The organism is Caulobacter sp., assembly GCF_035254145.1.
In the GTDB taxonomy this organism is placed as follows: Bacteria; Pseudomonadota; Alphaproteobacteria; order Caulobacterales; family Caulobacteraceae; genus Caulobacter.
The window spans coordinates 1-7,669 of record NZ_DATFAV010000094.1; the positions used below are offsets into that span (position 1 = coordinate 1).

Genomic DNA, 7,669 nt, shown 5'->3' on the forward strand with positions numbered 1-7,669 from the left:
GGAGCCTGGCGCGGTCTGGATGCAGCGCGTCGCCGACATCTATCAGAGTTGCGTCTGGCTGAACCCGACGCCCGAGCGCCATTGGGACTACACTCAGTCGATCGGCGTCATGAAGCAGATCCTGTCCGACCGGATGTACCCGCTGACGCTGGAAGGCCTGGACAAAGCGATGCGGGAACTGGTGCGCGGCTAGGGCCCTGGGGAGCCTGGAGACCCAGGCTTCCACCCGGCCCGCGAACGCCGACGACGGCTCAACCCGCGCCCGCGAAAAGGATCAGGTTTCCATCCGGGTCGCCGACGATGAAGGTGCGCGCGCCCCAGGGTTCGCTGCGCAAGGTCTGGCGGAAGGTCACGCCGGCGGCCTGAAGCTCCAGGAATAGAGGCTTGGCGTCGTCGAGCGTCAGGGTCGCCGACAGAGCGTCTGGTTCGTGGGCGCGGAAATGTTCGGAAAATACGGGTCCGTCGACGCGACGCAGGTTCAGTTTCGCGCCGTCGCGCGCGACCTGGGCGTAGAAGGCGGGCTCGCCGGAGACGAACACGCGGCGAAAGCCGAGCTTCTCCTCATAGAACGCAAGCGAGACCGCCATGTCGGAGACGAAAAGCTGCGGTTCGGCGGCGATAACGGCAGAGGAAGACGAAGGGTTTGCAACTGGCATGGATGAAAGGCCCTTGGTTAGCGCCAGCCAGTTCTCGAATCCCACCTTCCTCGCGACGAGGTCCTGGGCGTCGCTCAGCTTGAAGGGCGAGGCCAGGATCTCCTGGTCCGTCAGGCCGCGGTAACGCGGCAGCAGCGACCGGATCTGGCTTGCGACGGGGAAATACCGTTCACGATGCCAGCGAAGGTGAAGCTTGGCCTGCTTGCGCAGATTTTCGAGATTCAGCATGGGCGCGTTACGATTGAGGTGTCGTAGGCGGGCTTAGCCCTTCCGGCGTTTGAACCGATGCGCCCTACAGCAACTGGATGAGGGTATGGCCGCGCGTCCCACAGGTCAACGTCCGCCCCCCGGGTCGAAATCGTCGCCGAGCGCCCTAGCGCGTCGCGGGCGGGTCGCCCGCATGGCCGGCGATGTCGGCGCCGGACGGCTGTCCCACCAGCGGCACCGTCGTGTCGGTGTGGTCGTTGGCGATCGTCGTGTTGAGCTTGAAGGTGGAGGTCGTCGCGCCGCCCAGCAGGATGAAGACGTCCTCGCGCCCGTCGCCGTTCACGTCGAAACCGACGCGCGTCCCGGCCACGACCTTGGTCACGTCGGTCACCATCGCGGCCGTGGCCTCGCCAAGGGTCGCGCCTTGGGCCGCCAGGACGTCGCTGACCGCGGCGGTGCTGACGATCGTCATCACGCCCGCGCCCAGCACCGCCAAGTGGTCTCCCTTCGCGGCCGAGTAGTCGAGCACCACGCCCAGCAGAGCTTCGGCCTTTGTGGTCGGCGCGTTGGCCGCGACCAGGAAGGTGTCGGCGCCGGCGCTGCCGGAGGCCACCACGCGGGCGTTCATGACGATGCGATCGTCGCCGGCGCCGCCATCGATACGGTCGACCTGACCCTGCCGCGCGCCGCGGCCGTCGATATAGTCATCGCCGGCGCCGCCCGCGATCGTGTCGCCGTCGCTCGTGCCGACCATGGTGTCGGCGCCCGCGGTGCCGGACGTCATGGCCTTGGAGCCGATGAAGCCCGTTCCCGGCGCGCCGATGTCGCTGGCCGTCAGTTCGAACTGGCCTTCGCGAGGCTCCTGGCTCTGAGGCTCAGGACTCTGGGGCGCTGGCGCTGCATGCGACCTAGCCGCCGCGGATGGCGCGGCCTCCGGGTGCGAGGCCTGGACCGGGCCCAAGCCCTCCTGGCCCTGCGAAGGCGCGCCAACGGCCACGTCCTGGAGCAGGACGGACTTCTGCGGAGGCGCGGCGATGGCGGCTTCGGCCGTCGAGGCTGTCGGGATCGCCGAATGGCCCTGGGCCCGATCCGCCTCGAGATTGAGCGCCGCGATCAGCTTGGCCGCGACGCCCTCGATCGCTGGGTCGTCGGCGCGTGGCAAGGAGTCGAAGTCCAGCCGCCCCGCCACGCCCAGATCCAGGTCGCGAAGCTCGAGATAGAGGCCGACGGCGATGACCAGCGACAGGAAGGACTGGGCCTCGCGGCTGGCCGGGTTGAAGGCGACCACGACACCGCCGGGCTCTTCGGCGGCGCCCGAGGAGAGAACCTGGCGCAGCGCGCCCCACAGGCTGCCGACCTGATGGAACATGTCGATCGCCGCGTCGTGGACCACGAACTGGCCGTCGATGCGGGCGACGTGCACCAGCACGTCCTGGTTGGCGTCGGTCACGACGTACCAGGGATCTCCGGAATCGGTCTGGCCGAAGACGCCGTCGACCTCGCCATAGCTGCTGGCCAGCTGCTGGGTGAGCAACAGCAGCAGGCCCCGCTCGTTGGCGGTCCAGTCACCGGCCGGCGGCCGGGGGGCGAAGGCGAGGATTTCACCCATCGCGGCGCTCGTCAGCCCTGCGCCCGATCAGCCTCGACCGGGACGTCCGCGACAGGGATGTCCATGTCGGCGGCGCCTTCGAACAGCAGTCGATGAAGTTCGGGTTCATAGTAGCGAAGAAGGGTTCTGGCGAATTGGCTGGGATCCAGGCCGAGGCTTTCGGCCCATACGGCCTGGGCCTCGATCGGTACGCGCCCCAGACCGTTCTCAACCTGGGATACGAAGGTGTAGTAACGCAAACCCGTCTTCTCGGCCAGTTCGGCCTGAGTCAGGCCCGCGGCCTCGCGCGCGGACTTCAGCCAACGCCCCGCCTCACGGCGGAGGGACTTGGTCAGCGCCGCCTTGGCGGGGTTCATCGCCGTTCGTGACATCGCAAAGCCATTTCCGCGCTCCTGAAGCGAGCGCCGCCTTAGTTGTTACACATTGCGTAAAAACGCAACAATCTGTTGCTGAGCGCGTGTCGCCTCTTGCGGACCCAGGCTGATGCACATACAGTTTTAACGCAACTATTTTGAACGCAGTGAGCGCATGTACGTTTCGATCGACCCCGCCCACTCACGCGCCGCCACGCCGGCGACGCCGCCCCGCGCGTCGGTGGTCATGGTCGTCTACATGACCGGCCCCGCCCTGATCGAAAGCGTGCGTCACGTCCTGGCCGAGCCCGCCGTCGAGGAGTTCGTCATCGTCGACAACGGCTCGTCCCTGGCCGACGCGGCCTGGCTGCGGGAACTCGCGCGGCGCGAACACCGCGTGCGCCTGCTGCAGGGTCTCGGCAACATCGGCTTCGCCCGCGCGGCCAACCTGGGCGCGGCCAACGCCAAGGGCCAGGCGCTGGTGTTCCTCAATCCCGACGCCTTCCTGACGCCCGGCGCCATCGCGGCCCTGATCGAAGCCGGGCGCGACCGTCCCTCGCCCTGCGTCATCGGCGCCCGGGTTTTCAACACCGACGGCACAGAACAGCGGGGCGCGCGGCGTGGCGAAATCACGCCCGTCACGACCCTGCTCAGCCTCTCGAAGCTCAGCGCCTTTCTGCCCCCGCTGCGCCGCTTCGAGATCCACCGGGAGGGCGAGCCCACCCCGCCCTACCCGGTGGACACCCCTACGATCTCGGGCGCCTGCTTCCACATGTCGGCGGCCGACTTCGCCGCGCTGGGCGGGTTCGACGAGGGCTATTTCCTGCACGTCGAGGACATCGACCTGTGCTGGCGCGCGCGCCGCCAGGGCGGCAGCGTGCTGTTCCAGCCCAACGCCCACATCGTTCATGTCGGCTCCACCAGCCGCGAGAACCCGCTGGTGATCGAATGGCACAAGGGCCGCGGCCTGGTCCGCTATTTCCTCAAGCGGGCCGACACGCGCCGCCGGAAGGCGCTCGCCCTGGTCCTGGCGCCGCTGATTCTCGCCGCCGCCGTCGCCCGTCCCCTGCTGCGCCAGATGCGTCGCGGCCGGACGCCCCCGCGGATCGAGCGCCTGGCCGCGGCCGCCAACTGATCCCGCCCCGTCGCGCGAGCCTTCCAGCAGCGCCGGCGCATTTGCATTACACGGATCGATCTTGACGCTTGCGCCAAATTCGAACGGTCGTAAGAGTTCCCCACGGGTAAAGGGGAATATGTAGTGAGTCCGACCACCGAAGCCGCCGCCTCCGCTTCCTTGAACGAAGCCGGGGTCGAGGCCGCCGAGACCGAAGCCGCCACCAAGAACCTGGTGTTCGTGGCCGCCGAACGGCTTTTCGCCCTGCACGGCTTCCAGAACGTCTCGGTGCGCGACATCACCGCGGCGGCCGGCGTGAACCTCGCCTCGGTGAACTATCACTTCGGGTCCAAGGACGCGTTGCTGTTCGAGATCTTCCGGCGGCGCACGGCCGAGCTCAATCGCGAGCGGGCCAAGATGCTGCACGAGGCCAGCGACCGTCACGCCGGCGCGCCGCCGCTGCGCGAGATCCTGGCCGCCCTGCTCACTCCGCCGCTGCGCTGGCTGGCCCCCGACCATGAGCGCCGCATCTCGCTGCAGTTCCTGATCCGCGCCCGCAGCGAGGGCACCGACGAGATCCGCCAGGTCCTGAAGACCGACGTCTCGCACCTGCGCCGCTTCTCCGACGCCCTGCTGCGCGCCCGCCCGGACCTGTCGCCGGAGGAGGTCTACTGGCGGCTGCACTTCACCCTGGGCATGCTGCACAACAACCGCTTCGCCGAGTTCGACCGCCTGAACGTCCTGTCCGAAGGCCAGACCAGCGAGGCGGACGTGATGGCCCTGCTGGAGCGGATGCTGAACTTCGCCGAGGCCGGCTTCCGCGCCTGACCTGTCGGAACCCCAGCGTAGGCGGTGCGTTCCGCCTGCGGCATGGGACGGCTGCGCATACTCCACGAGACGCGGTACTATTATGAGCGGCCGGTGGGCTTTGGTCCCCAACGGCTGATGATCCGGCCGCGCGACAGCCACGCCCTGCGGATCGTCGAGGCTTCCTTGCGTCTTTTTCCGCCCGGCGATACGCGCTGGAGCTACGACGCCAACGGCAACTGCATCTGCATCTTCGAGCCGAACGGCGAGGCCGACGCCATGCGTGTGGCCAGCGAGCTGGTCATAGACCGCTATCCGGCGCCCCTGGTTCCCCAGCGGATCGAGAACCCGGACACCCTGACGCCCATCGTCTATTCCCGCGAAGATCGCGCGACGCTGGAGCCGTTCATCGCCCCGGTCACCGACGATCCCGACGCCATCCTGCTGCGCTGGTTGCGCGGCCTGGCCAGTCACCGGGACGAACCCGCCCTGGCCTTCCTGCTGCGGATCAACGAGCTGATCCACCAGCAGTTCGACTATTGCGCCAGGGCCGAAGAAGGCGTCCAGACGCCGGTCGAGACGCTGCGGAAGCGCAGCGGCGCCTGCCGCGACCTGGCCTGGCTGATGGTCGAGGGACTGCGAAGGCTGGGCTACGCGGCCCTGTTCGCCACCGGCTACATCCACTCCCCCAACGCCAGGATCCGCGGCGCGGGCGCCACCCACGCCTGGTGCGAGGTGTTCCTGCCAGACCTGGGATGGCTGGAGTTCGATCCGACCAATGGCCTGGCGGAATCGCCCGACCTCATTCGGGTGGCGGCCACGCGCACGCCGGCCCAGGCCTTGCCGGTGTCCGGCGCGATCATCGGCGACCCGGGCAAGTCGCGACTTCACGTCTCCGTGGATGTCCGCTTGGTCGACGAAATCGACCGCGCGGCGTGATAAAATGGAAATCTATCGGAGGAAGAAGCCATGACCAGCGGCTTTCAGAACCAGAACCCGATGACCAATGTCTGCTTCCCCAAGGCGGAGCCCAAGCCTCAGCACGGCCAGAAGCCGGACGAGGCCTGCATCAAGCTGAAGGAAAAGCGGACCTTCGAACCCCGCCCCGGTCACTGATCCAGTCACTGATCCAGTCACTGATCCGGTCAAGGTCGCTGGACCCGCATCGCGCAGGGGCGTAAAGCGCCCTCGTGTCCGATCCTTCGCCAGAGCCGCGGGTTTCCAAGTTTTCGGGACGCCTGGTGTCGATCGCCGTCGCCAGCGCCTTGCTGATGGAGTTCATCGACTCCACGGCCCTCTCGACCGCCCTGCCGACCCTGGCCCGCGCCTTCGCGGTCGATCCGATCCATCTGAAGCTGGCCCTGACCTCCTACATCCTGGCGCTGGCGGTGTTCACCCCGGCCAGCGGCTGGGCGGCCGAGCGGTTCGGGGCGCGGCGGGTCTTCCTGTCGGCCATGACCGTGTTCCTGCTGGGCTCGGCGCTGTGCGGCCTGTCGCGCGACCTGGGCGCCCTGGTGGCCTCGCGGATCGTCCAAGGCCTTGGCGGCGCCATGATGACCCCGGTGGCGCGGCTGATCGTGGTCGGCGCGACGCCCAAGGACCGGCTGCTGTCGGCCATGGGCTGGTTCACCATGCCCGCGCTTGTTGGCCCCCTCATCGGCCCGCCGATCGCGGGGCTTGTGCTCAGCGTCGCCGATTGGCCATGGATCTTCTACATCAACCTGCCGGTCGGCCTTCTGGGCGCCGTCGCCGTGATGCGCTTCGTGCCGCGCGGCCAGCCCAGGCCCGACATGGGGCGGTTCGACACCCCGGGCTTCGTGCTTTCGGCGGCGGCGATCAGCGGACTGGTGGTGGTGGCCGAGACCTCCGGCGTCGGCCTGCTCCCGGCCTGGGTCCAGGTCGCCCTGCTGGCGCTCTCCGCGACCTGCGGGATCGTCTATCTGCGGATTTGCAAGCGCACGGGCCGGCCGATCCTGGATCTGTCGCTGCTGCGCTACCCGACCTATCGCGCCAGTCTGCTGGGCGGGACGCTGGTGCGGCTGGGGATCGGGGCCAGCCCCTTCCTGATGCCGTTGCTGTTGCAGGTCGCCTTGGGCTGGAGCCCGCTGAAGGCCAGCTTCGTCACCCTGGCGACGGGCGTCGGGGTGCTGTCGGCCCGGCCGTTCGCGGCCGCCGGTCTCAAGCGCTTCGGTTTCCGGACCTCGCTGACCGTGTTCGTCAGCCTGACGGCGGCGTTCACCGCCGCGCCCGGCTTCTTCGGCCCGGCGACGCCGATGTGGCTGATGATGGCGGCGCTGACCCTCGGCGGGTTCTGCCGGTCCAACCAGTTCATCGCCGCCAACACCATCGCCTATGCCGACGTGCCGGAGAGCTCGACGGCCGCCGCCTCGACCCTTTCGGCGGTGACCCAGCAGGTCGGGCTGGCCCTGGGGGTCAGCTTCGGCGGGATGATGCTTCATGTAGCGCGGGGCGCGGACGGCGCCCTGACCCCCGACCGGTTCATCTTGCCCTTCGTGGCGATCGGCCTGGTGACCCTCTTGGCCCTGCCGGTCTACCTGGCGCTGGACAAGGACGCCGGCGCGACGATCAGCGGCCGGAGCCGGACGGCCTAGCGGGCCAACACAATCATGCCTTCCTGGGCCTTGTGCCCAGGACCCATCGTTCCGACGCCGCCGGGTTTGTCCAGCGTTCTGGGCCGTTCAGCCCCGCTTGGACTCCACATCACAACCTGCCGCCGGCATGGGTCCTGGGCACAAGGCCCAGGAAGGCGGGGAAGTGTTCACCGCCTTGAAAACCGCCAGACCTAGCCCTTCCGCCGGCGGCCGCCGCGCGAATGGCCGGCGGTCATCGGGTCGGGCTTGGGCGGCGGGACCCAGCCCTCCGGCTTGCGCGGCGTGGGCTGGTCCGTGCCCAGGCCCATCCG

Annotated in this window: 8 protein-coding genes and 1 pseudogene; 6 read left to right on the plus strand and 3 right to left on the minus strand. The window is 68.6% G+C overall.

Annotation, left to right across the window (positions count from 1 at the left end; translation table 11 throughout):
- A pseudogene (locus VJ655_RS05395) lies at positions 1-193 on the plus strand (VWA domain-containing protein); the annotation flags it as partial.
- Positions 194-251: 58 nt separating this feature from the next.
- On the opposite strand, the gene VJ655_RS05400 reads toward VJ655_RS05395, so the two are convergent.
- The 3 genes from VJ655_RS05400 to VJ655_RS05410 all read right to left on the minus strand — a co-directional run bounded on the left by VJ655_RS05400 (position 252) and on the right by VJ655_RS05410 (position 2,843).
- Positions 252-884, minus strand: coding sequence for a VOC family protein (locus tag VJ655_RS05400; RefSeq protein ID WP_324110041.1), 633 nt, complete (start codon positions 882-884; stop codon positions 252-254).
- A gap of 145 nt (positions 885-1,029) precedes the next feature.
- Positions 1,030-2,472 carry a calcium-binding protein gene (locus tag VJ655_RS05405; protein WP_324110042.1) on the minus strand — a complete coding sequence of 481 codons (1,443 nt, stop codon included), beginning with the start codon at positions 2,470-2,472 and terminating at the stop codon, positions 1,030-1,032.
- A gap of 11 nt (positions 2,473-2,483) precedes the next feature.
- Positions 2,484-2,843 carry a helix-turn-helix transcriptional regulator gene (locus VJ655_RS05410; protein ID WP_324110043.1) on the minus strand — a complete coding sequence of 120 codons (360 nt, stop codon included), beginning with the start codon at positions 2,841-2,843 and terminating at the stop codon, positions 2,484-2,486.
- Positions 2,844-3,000: 157 nt separating this feature from the next.
- On the opposite strand from VJ655_RS05410, the gene VJ655_RS05415 reads away from it, so the two are divergent.
- The 5 genes from VJ655_RS05415 to VJ655_RS05435 all read left to right on the plus strand — a co-directional run bounded on the left by VJ655_RS05415 (position 3,001) and on the right by VJ655_RS05435 (position 7,358).
- A complete protein-coding gene (locus VJ655_RS05415) occupies positions 3,001-3,960 on the plus strand; it encodes a glycosyltransferase family 2 protein (protein ID WP_324110044.1) in 960 nt (319 codons plus the stop codon).
- A gap of 123 nt (positions 3,961-4,083) precedes the next feature.
- On the plus strand, positions 4,084-4,767 hold the full coding sequence (locus VJ655_RS05420) for a TetR/AcrR family transcriptional regulator (protein WP_324110045.1): 684 nt from the start codon (positions 4,084-4,086) through the stop codon (positions 4,765-4,767).
- A 24-nt stretch (positions 4,768-4,791) separates the two neighbouring features.
- The gene (locus VJ655_RS05425) at positions 4,792-5,685 is read left to right on the plus strand and encodes a transglutaminase family protein (RefSeq protein WP_324110046.1); all 894 of its coding nucleotides are present in this window, start codon (positions 4,792-4,794) and stop codon (positions 5,683-5,685) included.
- Positions 5,686-5,715: 30 nt separating this feature from the next.
- Entirely contained in the window at positions 5,716-5,862 is a 147-nt protein-coding gene (locus tag VJ655_RS05430; protein WP_324110047.1) for a hypothetical protein, read from the plus strand.
- Positions 5,863-5,987: 125 nt separating this feature from the next.
- Positions 5,988-7,358 (plus strand): MFS transporter, encoded by a 1,371-nt coding sequence (locus tag VJ655_RS05435; RefSeq protein WP_324110048.1) that lies wholly within the window; start codon positions 5,988-5,990, stop codon positions 7,356-7,358.
- Positions 7,359-7,669 lie beyond the last annotated feature (311 nt).